The organism is Mesorhizobium sp. P160219 (assembly GCF_057786095.1).
Map to the genome: position 1 here is coordinate 5,565,095 of NZ_JBYNWG010000001.1, position 26,513 is coordinate 5,591,607.

Consider the following 26,513-nt stretch of genomic DNA (forward strand, 5'->3'; position numbering starts at 1 on the left):
ACAGTCTGACGACAAAGAAGCGGATGTTTGAAGGATTCAAGCTAGAGACCGTGGAACTGCCCGAGTCCTCACTAAGAGTCAGGTATGGAGGTTCAGGCCCGCCGCTTCTTTTGCTGCATGGCCATCCTCGGACGCACGTTACCTGGCACCGGGTAGCCCCACTTCTCGCCGCCGACCACACAGTTGTCTGCCCCGATCTGAGGGGCTTTGGCCAGTCCTCGGTACCGGCGGACGCCGTGGACCATGCTGGATCCTCCAAGCGTGCCAAGGCCAGGGACTGCATTGCTCTCATGGGACATCTCGGCTTTCGCCGGTTTGCCATCGCAGGCCATGACCGCGGCAGCTACACAGCGTTCCGAACAGCCATGGATCACCCGCCGGCGATCAGCCATCTGATCGTCATGGACAGCGTCCCTATCCTGGAAGCCCTCGAACGCTGCGACGCCCGCTTTGCGAAGCTCTGGTGGCATTGGTTCTTTTTCGCACAGCCGGACAAGCCCGAACGCGCAATCATGGCCGATCCTGACGCATGGTATGGCGGCTCAGCCGAGTCCATGGGGGCTGAGGCCTATGTCGACTACAAGGACGCAATCCACGATCCGAATGTTGTTCACGGCATGCTTGAAGACTATCGGGCAGGTCTGGCCATCGACCAATTGCACGATGCCGACGACAGGAAAGCTGGTCGCCGGGTCGCGTGCCCGACCTTGGCGCTCTGGTCCGCCCGCGATGACCTTGAGGCACTCTACGGCAACGTGCTCGATGTTTGGCGACCCTGGACCACCGAACTGAAGGGCCAACCGATCGAAAGCGGACATCATATGGCCGAAGAAGCAGCCGAGGCGGTAGCCGCAGCCGTCATGGCGTTCTTGCGCGAACCGACGTCGTCAGGCGGCGAGCTTTGCTGAACCGATCCGTTTGATGGCGATGCTGATCGACCGTTCGCCATCGTCGTAGTCGGCCCAGGCGACGGTCTTTTTCAGGTGGCCCGGAACCGTGCGAACGGTGTATTTTTTCGGATCGAGATCCGCCTTCACCTGACTCCAGGTCAGCGGCATGGATACAGTCGCGCCTTCCCTGGCGCGAGGGGAGAGAGGGGCGACGGCTGTCGCCATGCGATCATTCCTGAGATAGTCGAGAAAAATCCGGGATGTCCGCAGCTTCTTGGCCATGTTGACGAGGTAGAGATCCGGGCTGTCTGCCGCCATCTGGATGCAGACGGCCTTTGCGAAGGCCTTGGCCTCGGCCCATGTCGTCTTGCTGCGTTCGGCCGCCAATGGCGTCACGACATGCAAGCCTTTGCCCCCCGTGGTTTTGCAGAAGCTCACCAAGCCCAGATCTTCGAGACGATCGCGCATTTCCTTGGCTGCCGCGACCACCTTCGCAAAAGGGACTTCCGGACCGGGGTCAAGGTCGAAGACAAGTCGGCCAGGTATTTCGGGATGACCCGGCTGGCAATTCCAGGGGTGAAGCTCAAGGCCGCCTATCTGGGCGATCGCGGCCAGACCCTCGACGCGGTCGATTTGCAGATACGGTTTGTGATCGCCGAAGACTTTTACCAGTTCCAGCAGATTGGATGTGCCTGGCATTGCGTGGCGCTGGAAAAACTGCTCGCCGGCGTAGCCATCCGGCGCGCGCACGAGTGAACAGGGACGACCTTTGATATGTCTGATCATCCAGGGGCCAACGGTCTCGAAATATTCTGCAAGATCGAGCTTGTCGACGGGCTGACCGTCGCCGGCATTCGGCCAAAGCGGCTTGTCCGGCTTGGAAATGATGACGCCCATGACAACCGGGCTTTTTCCTGTCTTGCCAGTCACCTTGGCAGGGTCGGCAATCGGCGTCTCTTGAGGATCAGCTGGACGCTCGGCCTCGACGTCTTTTGCGGGCTTGTCTTCACGCAGGCCTTTGAAGGCGGCCTGCCGGATATTGCCACCCCCGGTCCAGCCGGCGAACTCGATTTCCGCGACCAATTCCGGCTTCGTCCAGAAGACGGTTGAATTCCTTTTCGGTGCGCCATCGCCGGTAAACGGCGACGTCGCGGCTTTCATCTCCTGCAGCCTGGGCATCAGCTGCTTGACCTTTGCCTCGCTGAATCCGGTCCCCACACGGCCGATATAGGCGAAATGTTCACCGCGATTGACGCCGACGAGCAATGACCGGAATTTGCCGTTGGTCGTCGACCAGCCGCCGATGACCACCTCATGCCCGGCGCGGCATTTCGATTTGGCCCAGGTGTCGGTCCTCCCCGAAACATAGGTTGCATCGGCCCTCTTGGAGACAATCCCCTCAAGCGAAAGGCGACAGGCAGAACGCAGCACCGCGTCGCCGCCATTGCTGAAGTGCTCGACATAGCGGATGAGATTTTGCTCGCCGCGATCGACTTCGCCGAGCATCTCGCTCAGACGTTCCTTCCGTTGTGAGAGAGGCATCTTTCGCAGATCGACGCCATTTGCGAAGAGCAGGTCAAAGGCAAAGTAGATCAGGTCCTTCGTCCGGCGCTCCGACAGCGCTGCCTGCAGTGCGGCAAAATCGGGCGCGCCGTTCTCGCCAAGCGCTACGATCTCGCCGTCGATGATGACGTTGGGAAGACTGGCGGCCTCCTTTGCGATGGCGCCAAATTTCTCCGTCCAGTCAAGACCCTTGCGGGTCCTAAGCGCGATGTCCTTGTCTTCCACGCGCAACTGGACGCGATAACCGTCAAACTTGATTTCGTGAACCCAGTTCGTCCCGGCCGGCGGCCGGGAGAGCGTCGCGCAAAGCTGTGGTGGGATGAAGTCGGGCATCTTCGCCGCTGAGGCACCAGCGGCTCGCTTCGGCCGCGGAGCAGGCTTTGCCGACCTGGCGGCGCGCTTGTCGGCATGGCCGCGCTTGCTGTCCCAAACGGCATCCGCATCGGCCAACGATGAACCTTTCATCATGAACGGCTTCGGACCTGCCCCCTTCCCCGCTGCAATCCTCTCCATGCTCCGACCCGAGGCGACGGATCGATCCTGAGCCAGCACCGCATCGCCATTGCCCTCTGTCGCGTATTTATCGCGGTGTTTGATCAGCAGCCAGTTGGTCCGCTTCCCGCCATTGCGGTCATGCTTCATGCGCACGAGGACGAAGCTTCCATGCAGGCGCTTGCCCTGCAGCGTGAATTTCAGGTCGCCTTTTTCCAACGCCTTTTCGGGAGACATGGCGCCTTCCGGTTCCCAATATCCGCGATCCCACAACTGCACCGTGCCGCCACCATATTGTCCTTTGGGAATTGTGCCTTCGAAGTCGCCGTACTCCAGCGGGTGGTCCTCAACCTCCACGGCAAGTCGTTTGTCGTGAGGATCCAGTGATGGACCTTTGGTCACAGCCCATGATTTGAAGACCCCGCCAAGCTCGAGGCGAAGATCATAGTGCAGCCGCGTGGCCGCGTGTTTTTGGATGACAAACCGAAGTCGATTCGAACCCGCAATCGAGCTTTCGCCGCTGGGCTCTTTCGTCTTCGCGAAGTCCCTTTTGGCCCGGTAGGTTGAAAGCTCGCCCGTTTTCATGGAAGTGCCCCGACTAATGACGCAACGCCGGACTCAACGCAGTGGGTGAGATTTGGTTCGGTTCATGGCCGAGACGGCGCCGATGCTGCTTTTCCGCTTCAGAGTGGCATCGCCGTCAAATGTAGGCCTTCACGGAGATTACACGTCATGTCGTCACCGCTGACGTTAAGGTTCCTTGGTTTGCCCAACCATTTTTGCAAGCTCTGAAAATGGTGGGATGTCCAGTTCGCCTTGCGCGTTGTTTGCGATCTGCAGAAGCCTGATCGGGAAGCAGATCGCGTCACGGTTGGCCGGTGACATGTCTTCGTAGGTCCGCTCGTCACCTGTCATGGACGCCTCTGCCTTTCGCAGGGCGGTATCGATCTCGTCAATTGACAGCAGACCTTTGTGAACGAGCAGGTTGTTGATTGACGCGACCGCCATCATCAACCCTTCAAGCTGAAGATTGGCAACGTTCATGGCTTAACCGTGTTTCCGCTGCCCGGCCTCGCCGGGGCGTTCTGGCCATCGGATTGGTGCGTCTTGTCATCCACCTCATTGACTGGCCGCGTCAGACCGACCCCACTCTTGGGTTTCTTGTTGCCGGCCGCATCCTGAGAGAACGCATCCGAAGGATCAGGACCTGTTCTAGCCGGGTACTTCGTTGCGCCGGTCTCGCGACGGTTTTCATTATCAGGCATTTTTGATCACTCCAATCGGATGACCGATAACCATTACGAGCCCGGCGAGTTCCGGCGCCGCATGGAACATTTCTGGCCGTTCGTGCAGAGACAAGCGGGCGTGTCTCTGCAATCGCGCCTCGCGCACTGGCGGCAGGTCTCGCTTTCGTTGCCGACAGCACTAGGTTGCTCGTGAGGCAAAAGGAATTCCCCATGCGGGTGGCACGCGAGGCCTGGGTTCTTGGCAAGGAGAGCATCCTCGGATTCATCAACGACAATGCCCTCAGCCACGGTGCGGCGATGGCGTTCTATGCCGTTACGTCCCTGGCCCCGATCTTGTTGATCGTTGTTGCGATTGCTGGACTTGTCTTTGGGCATGAAGCAGCTCAACTCGCTCTGTCGGCCGAAATCGCAGGCGTGATGGGATCGCAAACCGGCGACCTTCTGCGCAGCACCATCGAAAGCGCTTCTCACAGAACCGCCGGCACTGTTGCCACCTTGGTGGGCATCGTCACCCTCTTCGTGACAGCCTCCGGGGTGTTTGGCGAAATGCAGCTTTCGCTCAACACAATCTGGAAGATTGACCCACCACCCATGTCTGTGTCGCGATTGGTGCGGGCGCGGGCGGCCAGCCTGGGTCTGGTTGCAGCGTTGGGATTTCTACTGCTTGTGTCGTTGGCGGCGAGTGCCGCCATTTCCGCGCTTGGCGCTGTCATCAACGCCCATCTGCCGTTCGGCACGATCATTCTCGCGTCGATAAACGGCATTGTATCCTTCGTGCTGATTTCCGCTCTGTTTGCCGCGATCTTCAAGATCCTGCCGGACCGGTCGCTCGCTTGGCGCGATGTCGCAATTGGCGCGGCAGTGACCGCTTTGCTCTTCACCATCGGCAAGTCGCTGATTGGCTGGTATATCGGAACCAGCGCGATCGCATCCTCCTATGGCGCGGCGGGTGCACTGCTGGTCGTGCTGCTTTGGGTTTACTATTCGTCTGAGATCTTCCTGCTCGGCGCCGAGTTCACGCGGGCCTATTCCGTCCGTCTCGGCAGTCGGTCCGACCTTCAACCGATAGTGGAGGCAGAGAGCCCGTCGCGACAGACATCGAACCCTGGGCCAACTATCCAACGCGAGGTGCAAGCCTGGATTGTGATCACGGGTTTGCTGACCTTCGTGGCGACACGGGTCTGGCCATCGCGGCGATCTTAGCTGCTTCCCACCAATTCTGTTTCTTTGGAACGCAACCCGGACACCGGAATTGCATAGGAACAGGAGGTTGCCCATGCCAAAATTTCGCTTTGAGACGACAGTATCCGGCCAGACTACTGCTTTCCAGGAAGAGCTAGCGAGTGCGGAGATGGCCAGTCCAAGAGCAATAGAGATGGCGCGCGTAGCGGTGGCGGCGGAACCTGGGTCAGGAACCAAGCAATCGGGATCGACTATCAAGGTCTACGATGAAGCCGGATATCTGGTCGCCACAGTCAATTTTTCCGACGTGTTGCCGAGTGATCCGGACGCCGGACAGCATGGGACTGGCGACGCGGTTGTCGAAGAACCGGGTGTGATGCGGTCTGGCTGACCCGTGGTAGATCAGGGTTTCACGTTTCGCTCACGCGATCCCCGGCAGGGCAATTTGCTGAGATCGCGAGGTCCTCGGCCATCGTCGGATGCTAGAGCTGAGATTCGATCGGGAGGTGACGGACGAAGACCGCCAGGATACGGCGAAAAAATCCGGCTTCTGGTTCATGCGTATAGTCCTGAATCTTGCCTTCGCCGCATCCATGCCAATGCAGGACATTGTGTTTCAGTTCGAGCCGATAGCTTGTTTCCGGAGATATTTCCGATTGGAATCGATGCCGCAACTCGGCGACCAATTTCGGATCCTCAAACAGCACGCCCATTTCCGAGTTCAAGGACACTGACCGTGGATCGAAATTGAAGGAACCGACGAAGCCGATATTGTCGTCGACGGTGAAAGCTTTCGTATGCAGACTGGCGCCCTTCGAGCCAAACACCGAGATTGCCGAGCGCCGGTTGAACGGCTGAAGCTCGAAAATATTGACGCCATTCCTCAGCAGCCGCTTGCGATAATTTGCGTAAGCGCCATGGACTGCGGCGACGTCCGTGGCGGCCAGGGAATTGGTCAGAACCGAAACGTCAACACCGGCGCCGACAAGGTCCAGCAAGATCGCTGTGCCCCTTTTGCCGGGGATGAAATAGGGCGACACAATTTCCAGACACCCGCGCGTGGATTGGATGATCGGACGCAGCTCTTTCATAAGCCAGCTGCGACGTCTCCAACCACGAACCTTCTCCGGCGGATCGGAAATGACCCGCACGCCATCCACCCAATGAACGTCGTTGCTGGCCGCAATAAACTCCGTGATCGAGCCCCGGTTGCCGATGCCGTTCAAGAATTTGGGATCGGGGCCGGTATCGCTTCCTTCAAGCCATTTGGCATGCTCATGCTCAGCCACTGATCCCAAGGTTTTGATTGGCTTGGCTTCATTGCAAGCCCAGAAGGCATCGAATATCGCCGCGGTTTGCCGTACCGCAGGCCCCAGGAGCAGCAGATCGAGGTCCCGGAAATTGGTTTCTGCCGCATCGAAATAGGCATCGCCAACATTCCGACCGCCGACAATGGCAAATTTGTCGTCAACGATCCAAGCCTTGTTGTGCATCCGTCGTGTCAATGCAAAGAGCCGCAACAGCACTTCCACACCACGCATGATCCGGCCGCGCCTGATACCGCTCGGATTGAACAACTTCAATTCGATGTTTGGATGGTTGTTCAGCGCCAGATATGCCGCATCATTTTTACGCGGATTGACGTCGTCAAGGAGCATGCGCACCCGAACACCGCGCTCAGCAGCTCGAAAAACCTCGCGAAGCAGCAAGCGGCCGGTGTGGTCATCATGCCAAAGGTAATACATCAGGTCGAGGCTGCGCTCAGCGCTCCTTGCCGCCAGCACGCGCACGGCGAAAGCGTCATAATTGTCCGAGACAAGCAGCAAGCCGCTCTTGCCGGCCTTGATGTTGTGGTCTGCGGTTCGCGAAACCGATACGTCCATGAAAATTGCCACCTTTGGACGGCGCTCGCGCCATCCCGCTCAAATCATAGCTAGAACCATTCTGAGGTATTCTGGTTGCATACGCAGCGTCCAATCACCCAATTCCTGGATGCAAGCGGGGCCCAGCAATCAAGCGGCTGCAGAGCGGTCAGGAGGCTTGAGAGGCGTTGCCCCGACTGCTCTGCTGCCGCCGCGGAACTTGCTTCTCCTGTAGTCCCAGCCCCTCACACCGTGAACTGTTGGCGAGAGCCCGATGGCGTGCGCCCCGCCGCGGCTCTTCGACGAGAATGACGTGGTCGTTGTTCTCACTGAAGCGCACGACCCTTTAAATTTAGATATCTCCATTATGCCGGAACCGGGTTCGGGTTTCCGAGTTAAGAAAATGCTCGCGACGGGCAATTTTCAACAGAGGAGACGGCAAAATGCCCACTGCCAAGAAAGCCAATGGCAACAACAAGGACCTGGAGGACCTTTTCCTCGATGGCCTCAAAGACATCTACTATGCCGAGAAGAAAATTCTGAAAGCCTTGCCGAAGATGGCCAAAGGCGCATCCGAAGAGCAAGTTTCGGCAGCATTCGAGAAGCACCTCGCTGAAACCGAGGGGCAGGTCGAACGTCTGGAGGAGGTCTTCGAGATTCTCGGCGCTGCCGCGCGCGGCAAAACCTGCCCGGCGATCGACGGCATCCTGGAGGAAGGATCTGAAATCCTTCAGGAGTACAAGGGTTCGACTTCGCTCGATGCAGGGCTCGTCGGTGCCGCGCAAGCCGTGGAGCACTACGAGATCGCCAGGTATGGAACCCTGATCGCCTGGGCTACGACGCTCGGCAAGGACGACGTGGTTGCGCTCCTCAATGCGACACTTGAAGAGGAGAAGGCCACCGACGAGGCGTTGACTGCCCTCGGTGAAGCCGGCGTCAACGAACGAGCGGCAGAACGGAAAGCGGCTTGATTGATCGCCTACCCAACCGCCTCGGCGACCCATGTGCCGAGGCGGTCCCGGGAGATGAAGGACATGATCACGCATATCTACAAAGGACTGGAATGTTTCCTGCTTGAGTGTTCGGCCGCGCTGGTCAGGCGCCGCGCGCTTGGCGGTTCGCGCAGCGGTCCTCGGCAGCTGCGAGAACAGCGCAGAGATGAGTTCAGGGCCCGCAAAGCCGCCGAATGAGCGCCAAGATGGAGAGTCGGATGGGCTTCTTTGGAAAATATTTCTCAGGACTGTTGAGCAAGAAATCGACTGACGGCAAGGGGAGCGGCGATATGCGGAAAGCTACCGGCGCGGGTCCGGCAATTGCCGCGCATTCCAAAGATGCAAAGACATCCGCTGCTTCCGGTCAAAGCACCAATGCTTCGAGCAAAAATGCAGATGGACGATGACAAAAGGCAAGATTTGGCTACCGACTCTAGGTCGCATCGAAGCGGCGCAAAGACGTTAAATCGTCGAGATGACCCGCATCGCAACCTTCAACGTCAATGGCGTCAACGGCCGACTGCCAGTGCTTCTCAAGTGGCTTGGCGAAACCGGCTATGACATCGTCTGCCTTCAAGAACTGAAGACCTCTGACGAAAAATTTCCCGTCGATGCGATTAGAAACGCCGGCTATGGCGCAATCTGGCACGGACAGAAGTCCTACAATGGCGTGGCAATCCTCGCTCGCGGGATTGAGCCGCTGGAACGTCGTCGAGGTCTGCCGGGCGATCCCGACGATTCGCACAGCCGCTACATCGAGGCAGATGTGAATGGGCTTGTTGTCGGCTGCCTGTATTTGCCCAATGGCAATCCAGCGCCGGGGCCGAAGTTCGACTACAAACTTCGCTGGTTCCGACGTTTGATCACCTATGGCCAGGTGCTGCTCGGCGATAGCTCACCGACCATCCTGTGCGGCGACTATAACGTCGTTCCAGGCCCGATCGACGCGGCGGTGCCGGGGCGCTGGGTTGGCGATGCCGTTTACTTCCCCGAGAGCCGGAGCGCGTACGCCGAAATGCTTGCTCAGGGCTGGATCGATGCGGTTCGTCGCATTCATCCAGAAAAGGGAATTTACACCTATTGGAACTTCTCCTACCGCGGCGGGTACGATCGGAGTTCCGGGCTCCGGATGGACCATCTCTTGCTGAGTTCATCCCTATTGGATCGCCTGAAGAATGCCGGAGTAGATGCCGAAACGCGTGCATGGGACAAGCCGAGCGATCATGCGCCAGCCTGGATAGAACTTGATTGAGCTTCCTCGGCAAGGAGCCTGAAGACCTGGTGGCGCTCCTTCGTGATTACATTTGGCCGCGCATGTCTATCGTCAACAATGAGGACTGCCGGCGCCAAGCGATCAAGGACGCAATGATGACAACCACTCAAAAGGAAGCTGAACTGATTGCGCGCCTTGCACGCCAGCATGGCGTCACTGATGGCGCTGTCATGGCTGTCCTTGAGGCGTTGCGGCGTGGTGGTGGAACCATGGCCCAGTTCAGCCACGTCGACTTCGGAGGAATGTCACAATGGTCCTCCGGCATGACGATGGTCGGCGACATGTTCGATGACAGCCTCAAGGCGAAGCTCAACACTATCGCGGCGGAGCTCTCGGCCTACCTGCGCGATCATCCCGCCAAGCCACAACGCGACGACACGAGCTATCGTTCTGCAGCTATGGCCCACGCCGGCTCATGGTGGCCTGAGGAGTTTGGGAGCCCGTCTGCCGCTGGTTCTCAAAACAATATGCGCTACGCAGCGTTTCCTGAGCAAAGCCGCCTGGTCATGGACGATCATGGAAAGATGGAGATTTATGACACAGGCGACCATCGCATATCCGGTGTTTCGCAGAGCCAGAGCACGGACTCCACCCTGACCTTTGTCAGCCAGCACGGCGTGGTCCGCGTATCTGATCTCAAGCGCGTATCTGCGACGTAGGTCAGGGCCGCTTCCATGCAGACAGTCACGCTCATCGGCTATCTCGCGACCGTCTGCTCGATGAGCAGTTTCACCCCGCAAGCCTGGAAAATCATCAGGACACGAGAGACAAGCGGCATCTCCGCACCGATGTATGCCATCACTGTGTTGGGCTTCGCCTTGTGGCTGGCCTTCGGCATCATGAAGGCAGAGTGGCCGATCATAATCACGAATGGCGTCTGTCTCCTGCTGTCAGCGTTCATTCTCACAATGACAGTCCTGCCGCAGGCTGAGAAAGATGCGGTTGCCAAGGCTTTCGACCCCGACGACTAGATTAGCGCTTCCAACTTTTCAGCAGCGGACCTTGGCTCCCATATGCAGGATCCTTGCGCGGACGCCCCACCCTGGGGATCGTTGCGAGCGCACCGCTATGCTGATCCTTGCTCCTACATTCGTCATAAGTCCCAAACGGAGGATACGCGCCGACAACCAAAAAATCATCGGATGCCAAGAGGCATTGGTGCCCGGTGCCTGCCGGGAGGACCGCGACGTCACCGGCCTTCAGCGACAGCGTTCGTCCTTTCTTGCCGCCAAACCGGACTTCAGCGTTTCCGCGCGCAATGCCCAGAACCTCGTGTATTTGCGAATGATAGTGAACATAATCATAGATGCCGTTTCGCCAGCTATCGCCCCATCCGTTTGCCTCGAAAAGCACCTCCATGACGGCTGCTGGATCAAGTCCTTCGGGCAATTCGACGGCGCCTCGATAAACGACGAGCGGCCATGCTGGATGATTGGGTACAAGTCCATCATCCTTGAACCAGAACTCATTCGACTTTCGCTGCCTCACAAATCCGGCGACAGCTTGCTTGCGCGGTCTTGCGAAACCGGTGACGTTCTCGATCACTTTCTTGCTGGTTTCCAAAATGCTCATCGACGCTGCCTCTAAAGCAGAGGTTAGTTTAGCCGCTCGCTCAGAGCTCGACCTTTGCGTTGTCGCCCACATTCGGCTTGGCGCCGGTAACGGCCGCAAACACCATCGTTGCGGTAGCCATGATTAGCCCCGGGCTGTCCCACAATTCGCCTTCGTCGGGTTTGACCGTTATCAGACGAATCTCGGGATCATCGGCATTATCCCACCAGGCTGCGTCAGTTTTCTCCCAGAGTTCGGTGATCTTTTCCCTATCATTTGTCACTGTGGCCGGGCCTGACATCGTGACGTATTTGTAGTGGCTGTTGTCACTCCAGGCCAATGTGACCTTTGGATAGGTCGACAGTTGCTCGCTCTTGGCGCTGTCGTCATTGACGAGGAAGTATATGGCGTTTTCTTCACGGACCACACGCGCAGATAGCGGACGGGCTCGATTGTACTCGCCGTCCCAGGTCACAAACATGCAGACGTCGATGTCCTCGGCGAGTTCCCAGATGCGGTCTGTTGCCTCGGCGGGCGTGAGGTCCGTCTGCTGCTCTCGGCGGTTAGCCATAAGCGTCCTCCTGCGGGTGAATATCCTCGCTTACAACTCACGTCCCGCCACGACGTTCCAACTCACTGGGTCCTTCGGCTTGCTAAAGCGGTGGAACTTTCGAAATTGCCGGAAGTTTGGATGGCAAACGCGAGGCCATGATGGCGGACAAGACGCTTCGAACATCAAGACGGACACCCGAGCAGGACGCTAAGGGTCAGTCGGAAAAGGACCACAAGGGCGGCGGAAACGATGGCGTCGCCAGCGCCGATCCGCGGGTGATCTCCGGCAAAAAAGACGGCGACGCGACATTCCCTGTCAAGGGACCGAAGAAATAGCTATGAGCCCATTAGTCGGGCATCTGGCGGTGTCATCGATGCGCGGAGACAATTGACGAACGGGCTGACATCATTTCGCGATGACACTTTGCTACCGTCACCGACGCGGATCACCTTCAACCCTCCGGAGTTCCATGGCCGCATGACGCGCATCCGCCTCAAGGCGCTAATGGCAGCCTGGAATCACGCGACCTTTGAAAAGAGAGCGACGTCGCATCTGGCCAAACCATAGCGCCATCGGTGATCGGTTGTGGCAACCCGGCTCTGGTAGAACAGTGAAAGCTGACTGCCATCGATCATCACTGTCGAGTGGCCGTTCTCGCCCGGTTGACCTGGCTCCAACACCGGGCCGATCGAAACGTAAGGGCCGCTGACCTCGTCGGCGATGGCAAAAAACACCCGTTGCCGGTTTCCCCGAAGGCCATTCGGAAGAAAGCAAGTGGCGTTGAGAAGCACCCGGCCGTCCGGCAGCTCGATCAGTTGCGCGCCCTCAATGCCCCATTCGTAGTCGGGATCATCTCTGGTGTTATGGTGGGGAACATCGTTGTGGTCGAGGATTTTGCCGATCCGCTTCCACGGACCGAACCACGAGTCGGACTGGCTACGTGCCAGATAGATGTCGGGCTGAGGCACCCTGGTGAATTTTGGCATAGCCGAATAAACCAGGTAGCGCCCACCGCCAATGACTGCTGGATGCGGATCGTAAATGCCGTCCTCTTCCGTGTCCGGGATGGCCAGAATGGCCGGACTGAGGACTACCCAATGGAACCCGTCGTTGGAAACCGCATGCTCGCAACGGCCACCCGACTTCATGAATTCTGTCTGGATGAACATGTGGAAGACGCCGCACTCGTGGGTCACACCGGGAGCCGCAACACCAGTACCGTTGATTGGAAGTTCGATCGGCTCATGCTCGGCCCACGGCCCATAAAGATCGGGCGCCGTGGCATGCAAGATTCTCCACGTCTCGGTGGTGACCGTGCCGCTTGACCCGAAGACGTGCCAGACACGGCCATCGAAGACAGGACACGGGTCCTTGAGATCATCCACGCTTTGCGGATGAAACAGTGGAAAAACGTTGGTTTCAAAGTTGATGTTCATGTCAGCCCCGGAATTCGCCTCGGCAGTCGGAGACGCGCAGAGATACAGGCGAATCATTGATGTTAGGCACATTCTATAGCCAACGAGTTCAACGCAAATACGGCAATGCCGCTGTCCACCAGCATTCCTCGCTGAACCACGCTTTCAGTGGCGGCCGGGTTCCGACAGCCGCCCTCGCCTCCGCACCCAGATCCCGCTTCGTGCGTGGACCAAGCGGGCGACCGGGCCTTCTTCATTTCAGTTGGAACAACTCACCTGATCGAAAGTTAGGAGCTGGAACTAAGTAGTTCTCTCCATTCGCGATTAACAAATGTTAATCGTAACATAAATAGTGTCACAGAGGGAGTATGTCAATGGAAGCGGCCTTTGGCGGGGTAACCGGCAGTCAATATGTTCGTCGCGAAAATATACTGGTTTGCTTCTCCCACTTACGATGGAATTTTGTTCACCAGCGTCCGCAGCATCTCCTCACTCTCGCATCCGCTCAGCAGAGAGTGGTCTACTTTGAAGAACCCGTTTTCGAAGAATTGCCGCAGCCGCTGATGCGGACGAGCGTGGGATCGGAAAACATTCTGATTGTCACACCAGTGCTGCCGCTTGGCACGTCGGCCGCGAAAGCAGATGCCGTCCAGCGGAGATTTGTGCAGCAGACCATCGCTTCTATGCCGCATAGCCGGCTGATCGCCTGGTACTACACCCCAATGGCTCTTCGCTTTACGGAATTCCTCGACCCAGACATATGCGTCTATGACTGCATGGACGAACTCTCTGCGTTCAGGAATGCGCCCCCCGAGCTGGGCCAGATGGAAAAGGAGCTTCTGCGTCGCGCGGATCTGGTTTTCACCGGTGGTCTAAGCTTGTTCGAGACCAAGCGTCACCTCCATCCCGCCATCTTTCCATTTCCGAGCAGCATCGATGTGAGGCACTTTCACACCGCAAGACGGCCAGGAAGGGACCCAGCCGACCAGGCGGGCATTCCTTCCCCGAGGGTTGGATATTTCGGCGTCATCGACGAGCGGCTGGACGTCGATCTCGTGGCGCTAGCGGCAAAGACAATGCCGGACGTGCATTTCGTCATGCTCGGTCCGGTTGTCAAGATCGACCCTGCAAGCCTGCCGCAAGCCGAAAACCTTCATTGGCTTGGCCCGAAAGCCTACTGCGATCTGCCCGACTATCTGCGCCATTGGGACGCCGGATGGATGCCGTTTGCCCTCAACGAGGCGACGCGTTTCATCAGCCCGACCAAGACGCCGGAATTTCTCGCGGCGGGTCTGCCGGTGATCTCGACGGCAATCGTCGACGTGGTGCGCAGTTACGGTGCTGCCGGGCTGGTGGAAATCGCCGACTGTGACGATCTGGAAATCAAGCTGCGCTCCGTCCTTTCGCGACCGCGTCAGATGCTCCTGCAGCAAGTCGATGCCTATCTTGCGGACATGTCCTGGGAACGGACATGGAATGCCATGGCAGCTCACATTGAGCGCGCCTACCAACGCAAGAAGGTCGTGCCCCTTCGCAGGAGTGCATAGCCATGTTCGATTGGCTGATCGTCGGCGCGGGTTTCGCCGGCAGTGTGCTTGCCGAACGGATAGCGTCGCAGCGTCAGGAAAGCGTTTTGCTGATCGATCGCCGCAGCCATGTGGGAGGCAACGCCTATGACTGCTACAATGAAGCCGGCATCCTCATCCATCGCTACGGCCCGCACATCTTCCACACCAACAGCCAAACGATCGTGGACCACCTTTCGCAGTTCACGCAATGGCGGCCGTACGAGCACAGGGTGTTGGCGGCCGTGGACGGGCAACTGGTTCCCATCCCGATCAATCTCGACACCATCAACCGGCTTTACGGGCTAGACCTGACCTCGGCACAGCTGGAGGATTTCTTCGCGTCGCGACGCGAAACGGTGGAGGATGTCCGAACGGCTGAGGACGTCGTCGTCAGCACCGTGGGGCGCGAGCTCTATGAAAAATTCTTCCGCGGCTACACAAGAAAGCAATGGGGCGTCGATCCCAGTCAGCTGAGCAAATCCGTGACGGCACGAGTGCCGACCAGGACCAACCGTGACGACCGCTATTTCAGCGACAGCTTCCAGAAAATGCCGGCCGGCGGGTACACGCGGATGTTCGAACGCATGCTCGATCATCCGAACATCAAGATCATGCTGCAGACCGACTTCCGTGAAATTCGTGAGAAGATACCGTTCAGGCGCATGGTTTATACCGGCCCGATCGATGAATATTTCGGCTGGCAGCTCGGGCACCTTCCGTATCGTTCGCTTCGTTTCGAGCACGTTACACTGGATTGCGAGCAATTTCAGCCGGTTGCCGTGGTCAATTATCCCCAGACGGAAGATTACACGCGCATTACCGAGTACAAACATCTGACCGGCCAGCAGAGTTCGCGGACCAGCCTGACCTACGAATACCCCACGGACATCGGGGACCCGTACTATCCCGTGCCCCGGCCCGAAAACGAAGTGCTCTACAAGCGCTATGAAGCGCTCGCGGCAAGCTGCCCAGACGTCTGGTTTGTCGGTCGGCTTGCAACTTACCGCTATTACAACATGGACCAGGTAGTCGGACAGGCTCTGGCCACCTTCTCGCGCATCCAAAAAAGCCTCCCGGCCTGGGCGCGCACGGACGAGCCGTTGTTGGCCGAGCCGAGAAGATAGTTTCTTTCAAGACGGAAGATCGGGCGGGTATCAGAAGGAGAAACTCGATGGATACAAACTTCAACTCGGAAAGCCGTGAGATATTTATCGTCGGCTTGCGCAACGCGCACGCCATGGAAAATCAAGCGCTGTCGATCATGAAGCCTCAGGTCGAGCGTATAGAGAACTATCCGGAGGTGGCCGATCGCTTGCGCCGGCACATTCAGGAAACCGAAGGCCAGATCACGAGACTCGAGTCCGTCCTGGAGGGCCTTGGCGAGGAGCACTCCACCCTCAAGGACACCGCCTTGTCGATGGTTGGCAGCGTGGCCGCCATTGGACATTCGATGGCCGGCGACGAGATCATCAAGAACAGCCTGGCGAATTTCGCATTCGAGAACTACGAGATTGCTGCCTACAATTCGCTGCTGGTACTGGCCGACGCTGGGGGCTTCCAGGATGCTGAAAGGGCCCTCAAGCAGAACCTGAACGAAGAGGAAGCCATGGCCAACTGGCTCAAGGAAAATCTGAGCGACGTTACCATGCGGTATGCCAGGCTGCGCGAGGCCGGGGCGACTGCAAAAAGCTGATGCACCGCACCGGCGCGGGCGGCGTTTCGAAACAGACGCTCGCCCGCCCCTCCCTCGTTTGAGGCCTCTTCAAGGCGTCGTGTCCGCCACGAGAAGAGCTTGCTGACGGGCCAGTTCATCTGCTGTGGGTTTGCGCAGGTGTCGCCTGCCGTCAGCCTGGATGACGGAAAACAAACCGACCTCGGCATGTCGCGAATTGTCCCAGCCCGGGTAGGCCGTTATCGGGTACAGGCAAATACCCTCGATCGGCGCTCCGAGACTGATTGCGGAACGCACCTCGTCGCAGACATAATGGAGCCAAGCCGGCCCGCCGGATCCCTCGGAGCCGGTCTCCGCAATGAACATCGGCTTGCCGTATCGATGAGCAACTTCTAGCAACATTTCCGACAGGGCGCGGTACTCGTGGTGTCCCATCGGAATCGTCGGCCCGTTTACGTACCATTGATTGTGCGGGTAAAAATTCAAGCCCACGACATCGACAACATCTTCGCTCCCGCCCAACTCAGGTTCGACGCGGCCCAGCAACATGTCGTAAGCTTCGAACTGTCCCTGTCGGGCGTTTTCGGCCCGGCGCCGTTCGCTGCGGGTCCGGTCACGAGGGGCGATATGGATAAGCGGCTCGGCCCAGACAAATCTGCAGGCGGGATCGATCTCCCGCATTGCACGAACACCCGCGATGGCGGCCTTGACGAGGTGCCGCTTGAACCATCCACGTTTGTTCGGCCCCACGCGCGGGAAATAGCCGACCTCGACAGCCCATGCGAAAAACGAGATTTCGTTGATGGGGCACAACAGAGGCGATGTTCCGGTGATCGAACGGTGTACCTTGACGGCTTCTGCCGCGAACGAGGCATAGGCGTCGATGAAATGCAGCGAGCCCTGATCGACATGGTCCGGAGATCCGTAGTGAAAGATGTCCCAGATTACCTGAACACCTGCCGATCGGGCTGCCTCGACCATTGGCGCCCAACTTGACCAGTCATAGGCTCCGGGAGCGGTTTCGATCAAATGCCAACGCAGGCCGTCGCGGATGGTGCGAAGGCCGAGTTCGGCGCAGCCGCGGTAGTCGCCCAGGGCATGCAAATTATGCGAGGTCGCACGAATAAGATCGAGGCGAACGCCGTCCTTGCGCCGGTGCGAGGAGCATTCAAAGCCTGCCATGAAAAAACTGGCGAAGCGCGAAGCTTCCGGAACCGAGGCCTCCGTCTGGCGTCCCACTTCGCTCATTTTTCGAAGTCTCCTTTGGGCAATCGGCTTCGAACTCGGCCGCCTTGTCCGGACCGGGAACCGCGTTGGCGAAATACCGAATTCAGTCGGGCGCGCCCCATGTTCGTTGCTCAGTCCAGCTCGTCCTTGCGTGGCCGGGTAGTGCCGAACCCATTGGTAGAGCCTTTGTTCCGGTGGTGAACTGTCCGGGCGCCGCGTGCAAATGGGGAACAAGGAGGCCCGTCCCAAGTTCGGGGCGATGTACAGCCGCCGTCATCCACTCGAGCGGCTGCTCGGCAACAACAGAGGCATGGGATCACATGACCGTTCAGATTCGACTTTCCGAGATCGACCACGCCAGGCGCGAGGATCGTGGCGACGGCGCTTGGAGCATCGCACCGGACCTGGGTTACTTGCGGCTAGCAATCGTCAATGTCGTGTTCTTCGGCGCACCGGGCAGCGGAGATCGGAACTGGGTGCTGATCGATACCGGGTTGCCGACGTCTCGCAGCAGCATTCTAGCGGCCGCGGAAAAGCGGTTCGGCGTCAACGCACGGCCGGCTGCAATCATCCTGACCCATGGCCATTTCGACCATGTGGGAACGGTTCTAGAACTCGCAAATGGCTGGGACGTGCCTGTCTTCGCCCATCCACTCGAGCACCCCTATTTGGACGGCACCACATCCTATCCGCCACCGGATCCCTGGGTTGGGGGTGGACTGATGGCGCTGCTTTCACCGCTTTTTCCACGCGGGCCAATCGATCTTGGCAGCCGTTTGCAACCCTTGCCCGCCGATGGATCGATCCCCGGAATGCCCGGATGGCAATGGCTGCACACACCCGGACATGCCCCTGGGCATATCTCGCTCTGGCGCGAGCAAGACCGCTCGCTCATCGTAGGAGACGCTTTCATCACCACCGGTCAGGAGTCGGTCTATGAAGTCGCCATTCAGGATCTCGAGATGCACGGTCCGCCGCGCTATTTCACGCCAGACTGGGATGCAGCGGAAAGGTCCGTGAAGCATCTGGCTGCCTTGGGCCCCCAGATGGTCATCAGTGGGCACGGCGCGGCTGCTGCGGGAGTGGGCATGCGTCAGGCTCTCGACAACCTGGCTGAGCGGTTCAGGGTATTCGCCGTCCCGCCGAAATTGAAATTCGTGCGCGAGCCAGCGTCGCCGATAGCTAGGCCAATCGAGCCGCCATCGTTCTGAAATTATGGTCGGATTGGCCAACGCGGGACCATCGGACAGAGTAACTCGGTCCAGCGGAACAAACCCGGCCGGCGACAGTTGGGGCACTCGCTCAGGGGGCGACACCCTGCGAAGTGCCGCGAGGTTCCGCGCCATGGGGAGGCTCAGATGGAAACCCGATGAACGCATGCTTCTAACGCGCGTTCCCGCAAAGAGAGATTGCAGAACCGGTGTTGTTGCCATCCAGCCCTAAGTTGACACGCCAACTGCTCTGGATCCTCGGAGGCGCATTCTTGCCCGGTTGCGCGGGGGGAGTGCTCGATCCCCAAGGACCAATTGGCGTCGGCAATCGCACGATCCTTTTGAACTCGCTGGCGGTGATGCTGGTGATCGTTGTTCCCACGCTTGTTGCACTTCTGGCATTCGCCTGGAAGTTCCGCGTCTCGAACAGCAACGCCCGCTATAACCCGGAGTTCACCTATTCGGGACGCGTGGAGTTGATCGTCTGGTCGATCCCGACGCTCACCATCCTGTTCATTGGCGGGCTGATCTACTACGGATCGTATCAGCTCGATCCACGCAAACCGATCCCTTCTAGCCAGCCGCCGCTCGACATTCAGGTGGTGGCGCTCGACTGGAAATGGCTGTTCCTCTATCCCGAGCAGGGCGTGGGCGCTGTCAATCAACTGGTTATCCCCGCCGGTGTTCCAGTGCGTTTCAAGTTGACCTCGGCCAGCGTGATGAACACGTTCTTCGTGCCCCAGCTTGGCAGCATGGTCTACGTCATGAACGGCATGCAGACCGAATTGCATCTGCAGGCCGACCGCGAGGGCAGCTTTTTCGGCCAGTCGGCGCACTTCAGCGGCGACGGCTTCTCGGATATGAATTTCAGTGTGAGCGCGGTTTCAGCCGATGCCTTCACCCGCTGGGCGTCATCGCTGCGTGGCGGGGGCGGCGTGCTGAATGCCAACGCCTATCGCGAACTCGCCCGGCAAAGCACAAATGTGGCGCCGGCTTCCTTCGGTCATGTCCAGCCTGGGCTGTTCGAAGCGGTCGTTCAGCAGACGCTCGCACCGGGTCCGGGGCCTGCTGAGAGCGCAGCCAGCGGCGAGCCACAGGTGAGCCCAAGGGCATTACCCGCGGCGGCGGCAACGATGACCCATCATCCACAAGGCGCAGAATGACGATGCTGGGCAAGCTCGACTGGTCGGCCGTTCCTTTCGATCAACCCATCCCCCTCGGCGCAGCCCTTGGCGTCTTTCTGGCAGCAGCCGCCGTGCTTGGCTGGATAACGGTGAAGGGCTACTGGCCATATCTGTGGAGCGAGTGGATAAGCTCGGTCGACCACAAGCGCATCGGCGTGATGTACATTGTGCTGGCGATGCTCATGCTTCTTCGTGGTTTTATCGATGCTATCATGATGCGCACACAACAGGTGCTGGCGATTCACGGGCCGGGCTACCTCCCGCCGGAGCATTACGACCAGATCTTTTCCGCGCACGGCACGATCATGATCTTCTTCGCCGCGATGCCGTTCATGATCGGCCTGATGAATTTCGTCGTGCCGCTGCAGCTTGGCGTACGCGATGTCGCTTTTCCGACGCTCAATTCCGTCAGCTTCTGGCTGACGGCTTCCGGAGCCCTGCTGGTCAACATCTCGCTTGTGGTCGGCGAGTTCGCGCGCACCGGCTGGCTGCCCTATGCCCCTTTGTCGGAAACCGCCTACTCGCCGGGCGTCGGTGTCGATTATTATCTGTGGGCGATCCAGATCTCCGGCGTCGGCACGCTGCTCACCGGTGTCAACCTGGTGACGACCATCCTCAAGATGCGAGCGCCGGGAATGGGCTATCTGCGAATGCCGATGTTCTGCTGGACCTCGCTCGCGTCCAACCTGCTCATTGTCGCAGCCTTCCCGATCCTTACCGCCACGCTCGCAATGCTGACGCTGGACCGGTATCTCGGCTTCCACTTCTTCACCAACGAAGCTGGTGGAAATCAGATGATGTTCGTCAACCTGATCTGGGCGTGGGGCCATCCCGAAGTATACATCCTGGTGCTTCCCGCCTTCGGAATCTTTTCCGAGATTTTCTCGACTTTTTCATCGAAGCCGCTGTTCGGATACCGTTCGATGGTCGCGGCTACGATGTTCATCTGCATCGTCTCGTTCATGGTCTGGCTGCATCACTTCTTCACCATGGGTGCCGGAGCGGACGTTAATGCCGCCTTCGGCATCGCCACGTCGGTCATTGCCGTGGGAACCGGTGTGAAAATCTACAACTGGCTCTTCACCATGTATGGCGGGCGCGTTCGTTTCGACACGCCGATGCTTTGGGCACTGGCTTTCGTGACCACCTTCACCGTCGGCGGCATGACTGGCGTCCTGCTTGCCGTCCCGCCGGCCGACTTCGTGCTACACAATTCCCTTTTCCTCGTCGCGCATTTCCATAACGTCATCATCTCGGGCGTGTTGTTTGGAGCATTCGCCGGCTTCACCTACTGGTTCCCCAAGGCGTTCGGTTTCCGTTTGCACGAAGGCTGGGGAAAAGCGGCATTTTGGGTCACCTTGGCCGGCTACATGCTGGTCTTCGTACCGCTCTATATCGTCGGTCTGCTCGGCATGACGCGGCGCCTGCAACATATCGATATGGACCTTTGGGCACCGTGGCTGGTGGTGGCCGCTTTCGGAGTGGTGGTGATGATCGCCGGCGCGGCGCTGCAGATCACACAGCTTTTCGTTTCGATCCGGCATCGCGACAAGTTTCGCGACGAAACCGGCGACCCGTGGGACGGGCGTTCGCTGGAGTGGTCGACATCTTCCCCTCCTCCTGTCTTCAATTATGCACGGCTGCCTCACGTGGAAGACGAAGAGCCCTACTGGAGCATCAAGCAACGAGGGATCGAACAGAGCTCGGACGAGGAAAAGGCATATGAGCCGATCGAGATGCCTCGCAACAGCCCGACTGGCTTCGTCACCGCCTTCTTCAGCACACTGATCGGCTTCGCGCTGATCTGGCATATATGGTGGCTGGCGATCGTCGGCTTCATCGGCGCCTACGCAACCTTCGTCGTATTCGCCTGGCGCGATCATGGAGACTACGAGATCCCTGTCGACGAGGTCGCCCGCATCGACCATGACCACAAGGCAGCCCAGTTTGCCCGGTTGCGCGGGTGGGAGCGCCCGGCATGAGCGATCACGCATTCTCCGGCGACATCAGCGCCGGCACCCAGGCACGGGACCCGTATCGGCTTAATCACACCGGTCGGCATGCGGTGCGCTCTGCGACGGGCCACGGAGAAGGCGGCCCGGCCTCAAAGTTCGTCACGGTGACCTACGGCTTCTGGATCTTTCTCCTGTCCGACATCATCATGTTCTCGGCATTTTTCGCCGCCTACGCCGTGCTGGCCAAGGCAACCGCCGGCGGACCGACAGGCAAGGATCTGTTCGAACCGACACGGGTTGCGGTCCAGACGGGCCTTCTGCTCACTTCGAGCTTCACCGGCGGCGTGGCAACACTCGCCACCCGTCGCAGATCAATGGCTGCCACGCAGTTCTGGCTTCTCGTCACGGGGTTGCTCGGGGCAGCGTTCCTGTTCCTGGAACTACAGGAGTTCGCGGCAATGATCGGCGAGCAGGCAGGCCCCTCGCGCAGCGCATTTCTTTCTGCCTTCTTTGCGCTCGTTGGCTGCCACGGTGCCCATGTCGGTCTCGGCCTGCTCTGGCTGGGAACGATGATGGCGCAGCTGTGGGTCAAGGGCTTTCGGCCCGACATTTTGCGGCGGCTCCACTGCTTCGGGCTCTTCTGGCACGCCCTCGACATCATCTGGGTTGCCATCTTCACCCTGGTCTATCTGCTGGGAGCATCGTCATGACCGAGATCGAGAGCAAGACCGGCGAGTTGCAGGACCGCCGCGATTTAGCGCCGGGCGAGGAACACATAAGCGAGCACGAAACCGCTGGGGGCCTCTCGGGCTATGTGCTCGGCTTCGGGCTGGCCATTCTGCTCACGATCGCGTCATTCCTGGCGGCGCGAACCGATCTGATTTACCAGCCCGCGGTCATCTCGGCCCTGGTGGTGCTCGCTGTTGCGCAGATGGGCGTTCATCTTGTCTTCTTTCTGCACCTGACCACCGGGCCGGATAACACCAACAACATCCTGGCCCTGGCCTTCGGCGTGCTGATCGTCGCGCTGGTGGTTCTGGGCTCTATCTGGATCATGGCCCATCTGAATGAAAACATGGCTGCCATGACACCCCATCAAGCCGGAACCATGCCTTGAACGCTCCCCGCGAACGCACGGCCGCCCGCAGCGCCATTCGCACCGATGGCCCCAGGAGACAAAAGGCTCGTCAGATCTCGTGCTTTGGCTGGGCTGCACGTAGGGCATCAAGCGCTAAGCGAACCGCATCGATGCCTGAGACGCTGGGCTGGGTCGGCCTGAAAATCAGGCGGCCGTTCCGGTAGTCCAGGCCCAACGCCTTGCTGTTCCGCCATCGGGACGCCGACGGCTTGTTCCGAGGGGTGATCGCGATGGCCTCGGGACCCACATCGACTTTGCCGACGCCCAATTCCGACGCTGCTATTCGCAACCTGGTAAATTCCAGCAAAAGGGCTACTTCGCCAGGCATGTCTCCAAAGCGGTCCTCGAGCTCTTCGCTGAATGTATCGAGGTCCGGCTCCGAACGGATTCGGGAGAGCCGCGCATAGAGGCCAACGCGCACCGTAGGCTCGTCGACATAGCTCTCGGGAAAAGCCCCCTTTCCCGAGCCATTGATCTCGGCAAGTTGCTTGCCGAAGTCGGCCCCTCCGCCAGCCGCCGAGACCGCGCGCTCCAGCAAGTGCTCGTACAAGCCCACTCCGATCAGCTTCATATGCCCGGCCTGGTCTTCTCCGAAAAGATCGCCGGCGCCACGCAGGTCGAGGTCCCTTTGACTGATTGCCAGGCCTGAGCCGAGCCGATCGAGCGCAAGCATCGTCGAAAGCCGGGCCCTGGTGCCGTCGGCCAGTTCAACGCCAGGCTGGGTCAGAAGAAACGCAACGGCCTGCACCGCCCCCCTTCCGACCCGGCCCCGCAGCTGGTGCAACTGCGCCAGACCGAACCGGTCGGGGCGCCAAACGATGATGGTGTTGGCCCGCGGCACATCGAGGCCGCTCTCGATGATGTCGGTGCTCAACAAAATGTCGCCATCACCGTCGGCGAATCCGACCATGACTTCGTCCAGCTGTCTCCCCTTCATTTCACCATGCGCCGTCTTGACCCCGAGTTCCGGCACCAGTCTGTTCAGCTGGTCACAGGCCTGGGCAATATCCTCGATCCGCGGGACCACGAAAAAGCTCTGTCCACCCCGGTGAAATTCACGCAGGAGGGCCGCGCGCACCGATGCTGGATCGAACGCTGCCAAGATCGTGCGAACGGGACGTCTTTTGGCGGGCGGAGAGTTTAGAACGCTGACGTCCTGGATTCCCGACAACGCCGATTGCAGCGTCCGGGGTATCGGTGTGGCGCTCATGCTCAGCGTATGGAGGCGAGGCGTCATGGTCCGCAGGGCCCGCTTCAACTTGACCCCGAACCGGTGCTCCTCGTCGATCACCAGCAGTCCAAGATTGGCGAAGGTGACGCTCCTGGACGCCAGGGCCTGAGTACCCACAACGACCGTAACCTGGCCGCTCCGCAGACCCTCTTTTGCCGCTCTCGCCTCCGCAGCCCCGACCATCCTAGAAAGGTGGGCGACCTGCAGGCCGGTTCCTGCGAAGCGGCGGCTGAACGTCTCATAGTGCTGTCGTGCCAACACTGTTGTCGGTGCTATGATAGCAACCTGTTTCCCGCAGAGAGCGGCGGCGGCGCAAGCACGCAGGGCGACCTCTGTCTTGCCGAAGCCGACATCGCCGCAGACGAGCCGGTTCATTGTTCTTCCCGACGAAAGATCATCGAGCACAGCGCGGATGGCGGCCGCTTGGTCGGGCGTCTCCGTATAGGGAAATCTCGCCGCAAAACGGGCCAAGTCCGTGCGGGAGGGCTTCATGATCTTGGCAGGCTGGCTGGACCTGATTTTGGCAAGACTCAAGAGGCGTTTGGCCAGCCTGTCGATCTCGCGCAACGCAGCTTCGCGTCGCTTCGGCCAGCCCTCGCCGTTGAGGCGATCAAGGGACACTGCCTCCGGTTCCGAGCCGTAGCGCCATATTCGTCCAAAGTCGTCGACCGGAACCAGCAAGGAAGCCCCGCCATGATATTCCAGTCTGACGACATCCTGTTGCTGGCCAGCCAACTCGACCTGTTCGACCGCGGCGAGCACGCCCAGGCCATGGTCTTCATGGACGACGACATCGCCAATGCGCAACTCGGGTTCGAGTATGCCCGTGGTCGCGCTCCCGTTCGCCTTCAACGCGGGACCAAACAGGTCGGATGCGGCCACCACGGCGATATTGGATTGCGCGTCGACAAACCCTTCGTCGAGGACGAATTCAGCCTTGAGAAGAGAGCCCCTTGCGGCCGAAAGGATTTGCGGCAAGTCGGCCGCTTCCTCTGCCCGCCGGCCTAGTCTCCTATCGAGCAGGCGATCTGCTCGCTGCAATTCAGAGGCATCGCCGGTGCACACTACTCTGACTCCGGCGCTCGTCTGCCATGTGACGAATTCCGCGAAATCATGCCCGGGTCGGGCCTGGCGGAAGAATTTGGGAACTCCCACGGCAGAAACGGCAAGTCTCACGCAGCAGCGGTTAAGCAGAGCAGCGTCCCACTCTTCACGGGATAGGTAAAATCGTCCCGGCAAAGGTTTTTTCGTTCCGGCTGCCTCCTGCCTGGCACGACGTGCATCCTCGACCAGATCCAGAACTCTGCCGAGCGGCTGCCCGTCGGTCCCTTCAAGGAAGGAGATCGAGGCGCTGGAAGCCGCATCGAAGACGGACGGCATAGCGCCATACGATGCGACCAGGCGCTCTTCCATCGACGTCGCGCGCATCGCTGTCAGCTCAGGATGCTCACCAGCTTTAAAGATCAGCTCGGATGCCGGTCCGACCGTAACCGAGTCTCGAACCTGATCGCTGAGCTGACTGAGCGGGTCGTAGGTCTTGAGCTGGCGGATGCAGGCATCGGGACCAACGATGACGCGAACGGGGCCATCCGCGCCAGCAGGGAAAATATCGATGAGATCGCCCCGAAAGGCTATCTCACCCGGTTCGTCGACCCTCTCGTCGACGACATAGCCAATGGCTTCGGACCTGGTTCTGAAATCGTCACGGTCGAGCTTTTGTCCCACCTCCAGAATTGTGAAACCGCCAGCGATGACCGGAGCAGGCGGCACCCGCTGCAGAATGGCTTCGAGCGACATCACAGCGATGCGCGGGCGATCCGGCTTCGTTGCGATCTCACGCAACGCACGAAGCCTTCGCCCCATATTGGCGCGTGTGGGCCACACCCTGTCGTAGGGCAGGCAATCCCAGGACGGCAGCAAGATGATATCCGCGTCAGGCAGGAACTGACGCAAGGCGCCGGCGATCTCCTCGGCACTGCGTTCCGAGGGAGCTATATGGATGATGTGCTTGTCCCGACTGGTCTCCAGGCCACGGGCCAGCGCTACCGCGATTGCTGAGGATGGCGGTCCGCCGTGCCCTATCGCAGACCCGCTGTCATCCGTGTGATCGATTTGTTCGACATCCGTCCGCGAAATATGCCTGTTCACTGAAATCTCACCTTGCCACTGAGACAACGTCAGCGGAGCCACCCCGTTCCTGGTGGCGCATCAAAGAGTTCCAGGACGGGCTGCGGGTGCAGCCCTCGAAAGGGCGGAGCGAAGGGTCAAAGCTGCGCCGTGATCGGCGAACTCCTGGGGCTGGCTGCC

At 59.4% G+C, this 26,513-nt stretch carries 26 protein-coding genes; 18 read left to right on the forward strand and 8 right to left on the reverse strand.

Annotated features, from left to right (window positions below):
• The first annotated feature begins 23 nt into the window (after positions 1–23).
• Positions 24–908 (forward strand): alpha/beta fold hydrolase, encoded by an 885-nt coding sequence (locus AC3EMP_RS26970; RefSeq protein WP_352668303.1) that lies wholly within the window; start codon positions 24–26, stop codon positions 906–908.
• Here AC3EMP_RS26970 and ligD read toward each other — a convergent pair.
• Both ligD and AC3EMP_RS26980 read right to left on the reverse strand, forming a co-directional pair.
• Positions 888–3,530, reverse strand: coding sequence for a DNA ligase D (gene ligD, locus AC3EMP_RS26975; protein WP_352668305.1), 2,643 nt, complete (start codon positions 3,528–3,530; stop codon positions 888–890). The genes AC3EMP_RS26970 and ligD overlap by 21 nt on opposite strands.
• Positions 3,531–3,695: 165 nt before the next feature.
• A complete protein-coding gene (locus tag AC3EMP_RS26980; protein ID WP_023687836.1) occupies positions 3,696–3,989 on the reverse strand; it encodes a hypothetical protein in 294 nt (97 codons plus the stop codon).
• Between the two features lie 413 nt (positions 3,990–4,402).
• On the opposite strand from AC3EMP_RS26980, the gene AC3EMP_RS26985 reads away from it, so the two are divergent.
• The gene (locus tag AC3EMP_RS26985) at positions 4,403–5,395 is read left to right on the forward strand and encodes a YihY/virulence factor BrkB family protein (RefSeq protein WP_023748070.1); all 993 of its coding nucleotides are present in this window, start codon (positions 4,403–4,405) and stop codon (positions 5,393–5,395) included.
• A gap of 73 nt (positions 5,396–5,468) precedes the next feature.
• Complete coding sequence (locus AC3EMP_RS26990) at positions 5,469–5,765, forward strand: hypothetical protein (RefSeq protein WP_023752158.1); 297 nt, start codon at positions 5,469–5,471, stop codon at positions 5,763–5,765.
• Between the two features lie 91 nt (positions 5,766–5,856).
• Here the strand turns inward: AC3EMP_RS26990 and AC3EMP_RS26995 are convergent, their stop codons facing one another.
• The gene (locus AC3EMP_RS26995; protein ID WP_023752159.1) at positions 5,857–7,257 is read right to left on the reverse strand and encodes a phospholipase D family protein; all 1,401 of its coding nucleotides are present in this window, start codon (positions 7,255–7,257) and stop codon (positions 5,857–5,859) included.
• Positions 7,258–7,679: 422 nt separating this feature from the next.
• Between AC3EMP_RS26995 and AC3EMP_RS27000 the strand changes: the two genes are divergently transcribed.
• The 6 genes from AC3EMP_RS27000 to AC3EMP_RS27025 all read left to right on the forward strand — a co-directional run bounded on the left by AC3EMP_RS27000 (position 7,680) and on the right by AC3EMP_RS27025 (position 10,472).
• A complete protein-coding gene (locus AC3EMP_RS27000) occupies positions 7,680–8,207 on the forward strand; it encodes a YciE/YciF ferroxidase family protein (protein WP_023681150.1) in 528 nt (175 codons plus the stop codon).
• A gap of 54 nt (positions 8,208–8,261) precedes the next feature.
• On the forward strand, positions 8,262–8,426 hold the full coding sequence (locus AC3EMP_RS27005; RefSeq protein WP_352543007.1) for a hypothetical protein: 165 nt from the start codon (positions 8,262–8,264) through the stop codon (positions 8,424–8,426).
• Positions 8,423–8,635, forward strand: a complete 213-nt coding sequence (locus AC3EMP_RS27010; RefSeq protein ID WP_245259911.1) for a hypothetical protein — start codon at positions 8,423–8,425, stop codon at positions 8,633–8,635. The genes AC3EMP_RS27005 and AC3EMP_RS27010 overlap by 4 nt, the downstream gene beginning before the upstream one ends.
• A gap of 68 nt (positions 8,636–8,703) precedes the next feature.
• Complete coding sequence (xth, locus tag AC3EMP_RS27015; RefSeq protein WP_352597031.1) at positions 8,704–9,480, forward strand: exodeoxyribonuclease III; 777 nt, start codon at positions 8,704–8,706, stop codon at positions 9,478–9,480.
• Positions 9,477–10,160, forward strand: a complete 684-nt coding sequence (locus AC3EMP_RS27020) for a hypothetical protein (RefSeq protein ID WP_023714643.1) — start codon at positions 9,477–9,479, stop codon at positions 10,158–10,160. The genes xth and AC3EMP_RS27020 overlap by 4 nt, the downstream gene beginning before the upstream one ends.
• A 15-nt stretch (positions 10,161–10,175) precedes the next feature.
• Positions 10,176–10,472 (forward strand): SemiSWEET family sugar transporter, encoded by a 297-nt coding sequence (locus tag AC3EMP_RS27025; protein ID WP_023687830.1) that lies wholly within the window; start codon positions 10,176–10,178, stop codon positions 10,470–10,472.
• Between the two features lies 1 nt (position 10,473).
• On the opposite strand, the gene AC3EMP_RS27030 is transcribed toward AC3EMP_RS27025, so the two are convergent.
• Both AC3EMP_RS27030 and AC3EMP_RS27035 read right to left on the reverse strand, forming a co-directional pair.
• The gene (locus tag AC3EMP_RS27030; protein ID WP_023687829.1) at positions 10,474–11,073 is read right to left on the reverse strand and encodes a cupin; all 600 of its coding nucleotides are present in this window, start codon (positions 11,071–11,073) and stop codon (positions 10,474–10,476) included.
• A gap of 40 nt (positions 11,074–11,113) precedes the next feature.
• Positions 11,114–11,623 carry a pyridoxamine 5'-phosphate oxidase family protein gene (locus tag AC3EMP_RS27035; RefSeq protein WP_023700023.1) on the reverse strand — a complete coding sequence of 170 codons (510 nt, stop codon included), beginning with the start codon at positions 11,621–11,623 and terminating at the stop codon, positions 11,114–11,116.
• Positions 11,624–11,763: 140 nt separating this feature from the next.
• On the opposite strand from AC3EMP_RS27035, the gene AC3EMP_RS27040 reads away from it, so the two are divergent.
• Positions 11,764–11,940 (forward strand): hypothetical protein, encoded by a 177-nt coding sequence (locus AC3EMP_RS27040; RefSeq protein WP_155922451.1) that lies wholly within the window; start codon positions 11,764–11,766, stop codon positions 11,938–11,940.
• 183 nt (positions 11,941–12,123) lie between these two features.
• Here the strand turns inward: AC3EMP_RS27040 and AC3EMP_RS27045 are convergent, their stop codons facing one another.
• Positions 12,124–13,041 (reverse strand): glycoside hydrolase family protein, encoded by a 918-nt coding sequence (locus tag AC3EMP_RS27045; protein ID WP_023700021.1) that lies wholly within the window; start codon positions 13,039–13,041, stop codon positions 12,124–12,126.
• 353 nt (positions 13,042–13,394) lie between these two features.
• Here AC3EMP_RS27045 and AC3EMP_RS27050 point away from each other — a divergent pair, with 353 nt between their 5' ends.
• The 3 genes from AC3EMP_RS27050 to AC3EMP_RS27060 are packed head-to-tail and all read left to right on the forward strand — an operon-like array spanning position 13,395 to position 16,281.
• Positions 13,395–14,567 carry a glycosyltransferase family protein gene (locus AC3EMP_RS27050; RefSeq protein ID WP_031244114.1) on the forward strand — a complete coding sequence of 391 codons (1,173 nt, stop codon included), beginning with the start codon at positions 13,395–13,397 and terminating at the stop codon, positions 14,565–14,567.
• 2 nt (positions 14,568–14,569) lie between these two features.
• Positions 14,570–15,712, forward strand: a complete 1,143-nt coding sequence (glf, locus tag AC3EMP_RS27055) for a UDP-galactopyranose mutase (RefSeq protein WP_023668033.1) — start codon at positions 14,570–14,572, stop codon at positions 15,710–15,712.
• Positions 15,713–15,759: 47 nt separating this feature from the next.
• Complete coding sequence (locus AC3EMP_RS27060; protein ID WP_023687824.1) at positions 15,760–16,281, forward strand: ferritin-like domain-containing protein; 522 nt, start codon at positions 15,760–15,762, stop codon at positions 16,279–16,281.
• A 69-nt stretch (positions 16,282–16,350) separates the two neighbouring features.
• Here the strand turns inward: AC3EMP_RS27060 and AC3EMP_RS27065 are convergent, their stop codons facing one another.
• Positions 16,351–17,508, reverse strand: coding sequence for a beta-glucosidase (locus tag AC3EMP_RS27065; protein ID WP_352597026.1), 1,158 nt, complete (start codon positions 17,506–17,508; stop codon positions 16,351–16,353).
• A gap of 299 nt (positions 17,509–17,807) precedes the next feature.
• Here AC3EMP_RS27065 and AC3EMP_RS27070 point away from each other — a divergent pair, with 299 nt between their 5' ends.
• The 5 genes from AC3EMP_RS27070 to cyoD all read left to right on the forward strand — a co-directional run bounded on the left by AC3EMP_RS27070 (position 17,808) and on the right by cyoD (position 22,954).
• Complete coding sequence (locus AC3EMP_RS27070) at positions 17,808–18,698, forward strand: MBL fold metallo-hydrolase (protein WP_023681137.1); 891 nt, start codon at positions 17,808–17,810, stop codon at positions 18,696–18,698.
• Positions 18,699–18,895: 197 nt separating this feature from the next.
• Positions 18,896–19,861 carry a ubiquinol oxidase subunit II gene (gene cyoA, locus AC3EMP_RS27075; RefSeq protein ID WP_352597142.1) on the forward strand — a complete coding sequence of 322 codons (966 nt, stop codon included), beginning with the start codon at positions 18,896–18,898 and terminating at the stop codon, positions 19,859–19,861.
• Between the two features lie 2 nt (positions 19,862–19,863).
• Positions 19,864–21,864, forward strand: a complete 2,001-nt coding sequence (cyoB, locus tag AC3EMP_RS27080; protein WP_023681135.1) for a cytochrome o ubiquinol oxidase subunit I — start codon at positions 19,864–19,866, stop codon at positions 21,862–21,864.
• Positions 21,861–22,547, forward strand: coding sequence for a cytochrome (ubi)quinol oxidase subunit III (locus AC3EMP_RS27085; RefSeq protein WP_023681134.1), 687 nt, complete (start codon positions 21,861–21,863; stop codon positions 22,545–22,547). The genes cyoB and AC3EMP_RS27085 overlap by 4 nt, the downstream gene beginning before the upstream one ends.
• Positions 22,544–22,954, forward strand: a complete 411-nt coding sequence (cyoD, locus tag AC3EMP_RS27090; protein WP_488494696.1) for a cytochrome o ubiquinol oxidase subunit IV — start codon at positions 22,544–22,546, stop codon at positions 22,952–22,954. Before AC3EMP_RS27085 ends, cyoD begins: the two co-directional genes overlap by 4 nt.
• A gap of 70 nt (positions 22,955–23,024) precedes the next feature.
• On the opposite strand, the gene AC3EMP_RS27095 is transcribed toward cyoD, so the two are convergent.
• Positions 23,025–26,354, reverse strand: a complete 3,330-nt coding sequence (locus tag AC3EMP_RS27095; protein WP_352597024.1) for a DEAD/DEAH box helicase — start codon at positions 26,352–26,354, stop codon at positions 23,025–23,027.
• Positions 26,355–26,513: the final 159 nt, after the last annotated feature.

Coding starts and splice junctions, on each gene's coding strand:
- AC3EMP_RS27005 (WP_352543007.1), top strand. CDS start 8,262: ATGAAGGACATGATCACGCATATCTACAAAGGACTGGAATGTTTCCTG.
- AC3EMP_RS27070 (WP_023681137.1), top strand. CDS start 17,808: ATGACCGTTCAGATTCGACTTTCCGAGATCGACCACGCCAGGCGCGAG.
- AC3EMP_RS27085 (WP_023681134.1), top strand. CDS start 21,861: ATGAGCGATCACGCATTCTCCGGCGACATCAGCGCCGGCACCCAGGCA.
- cyoD (WP_488494696.1), top strand. CDS start 22,544: ATGACCGAGATCGAGAGCAAGACCGGCGAGTTGCAGGACCGCCGCGAT.
- AC3EMP_RS27040 (WP_155922451.1), top strand. CDS start 11,764: ATGGCGGACAAGACGCTTCGAACATCAAGACGGACACCCGAGCAGGAC.
- AC3EMP_RS27060 (WP_023687824.1), top strand. CDS start 15,760: ATGGATACAAACTTCAACTCGGAAAGCCGTGAGATATTTATCGTCGGC.
- xth (WP_352597031.1), top strand. CDS start 8,704: ATGACCCGCATCGCAACCTTCAACGTCAATGGCGTCAACGGCCGACTG.
- AC3EMP_RS27065 (WP_352597026.1), bottom strand. CDS start 17,508: ATGAGCGAAGTGGGACGCCAGACGGAGGCCTCGGTTCCGGAAGCTTCG.
- AC3EMP_RS26985 (WP_023748070.1), top strand. CDS start 4,403: ATGCGGGTGGCACGCGAGGCCTGGGTTCTTGGCAAGGAGAGCATCCTC.
- AC3EMP_RS27010 (WP_245259911.1), top strand. CDS start 8,423: ATGAGCGCCAAGATGGAGAGTCGGATGGGCTTCTTTGGAAAATATTTC.
- cyoB (WP_023681135.1), top strand. CDS start 19,864: ATGCTGGGCAAGCTCGACTGGTCGGCCGTTCCTTTCGATCAACCCATC.
- AC3EMP_RS27030 (WP_023687829.1), bottom strand. CDS start 11,073: ATGAGCATTTTGGAAACCAGCAAGAAAGTGATCGAGAACGTCACCGGT.
- AC3EMP_RS27000 (WP_023681150.1), top strand. CDS start 7,680: ATGCCCACTGCCAAGAAAGCCAATGGCAACAACAAGGACCTGGAGGAC.
- AC3EMP_RS26990 (WP_023752158.1), top strand. CDS start 5,469: ATGCCAAAATTTCGCTTTGAGACGACAGTATCCGGCCAGACTACTGCT.
- AC3EMP_RS26995 (WP_023752159.1), bottom strand. CDS start 7,257: ATGGACGTATCGGTTTCGCGAACCGCAGACCACAACATCAAGGCCGGC.
- AC3EMP_RS26970 (WP_352668303.1), top strand. CDS start 24: ATGTTTGAAGGATTCAAGCTAGAGACCGTGGAACTGCCCGAGTCCTCA.
- AC3EMP_RS27025 (WP_023687830.1), top strand. CDS start 10,176: ATGCAGACAGTCACGCTCATCGGCTATCTCGCGACCGTCTGCTCGATG.
- AC3EMP_RS26980 (WP_023687836.1), bottom strand. CDS start 3,989: ATGAACGTTGCCAATCTTCAGCTTGAAGGGTTGATGATGGCGGTCGCG.
- AC3EMP_RS27045 (WP_023700021.1), bottom strand. CDS start 13,041: ATGAACATCAACTTTGAAACCAACGTTTTTCCACTGTTTCATCCGCAA.
- glf (WP_023668033.1), top strand. CDS start 14,570: ATGTTCGATTGGCTGATCGTCGGCGCGGGTTTCGCCGGCAGTGTGCTT.
- AC3EMP_RS27035 (WP_023700023.1), bottom strand. CDS start 11,623: ATGGCTAACCGCCGAGAGCAGCAGACGGACCTCACGCCCGCCGAGGCA.
- AC3EMP_RS27050 (WP_031244114.1), top strand. CDS start 13,395: ATGGAAGCGGCCTTTGGCGGGGTAACCGGCAGTCAATATGTTCGTCGC.
- ligD (WP_352668305.1), bottom strand. CDS start 3,530: ATGAAAACGGGCGAGCTTTCAACCTACCGGGCCAAAAGGGACTTCGCG.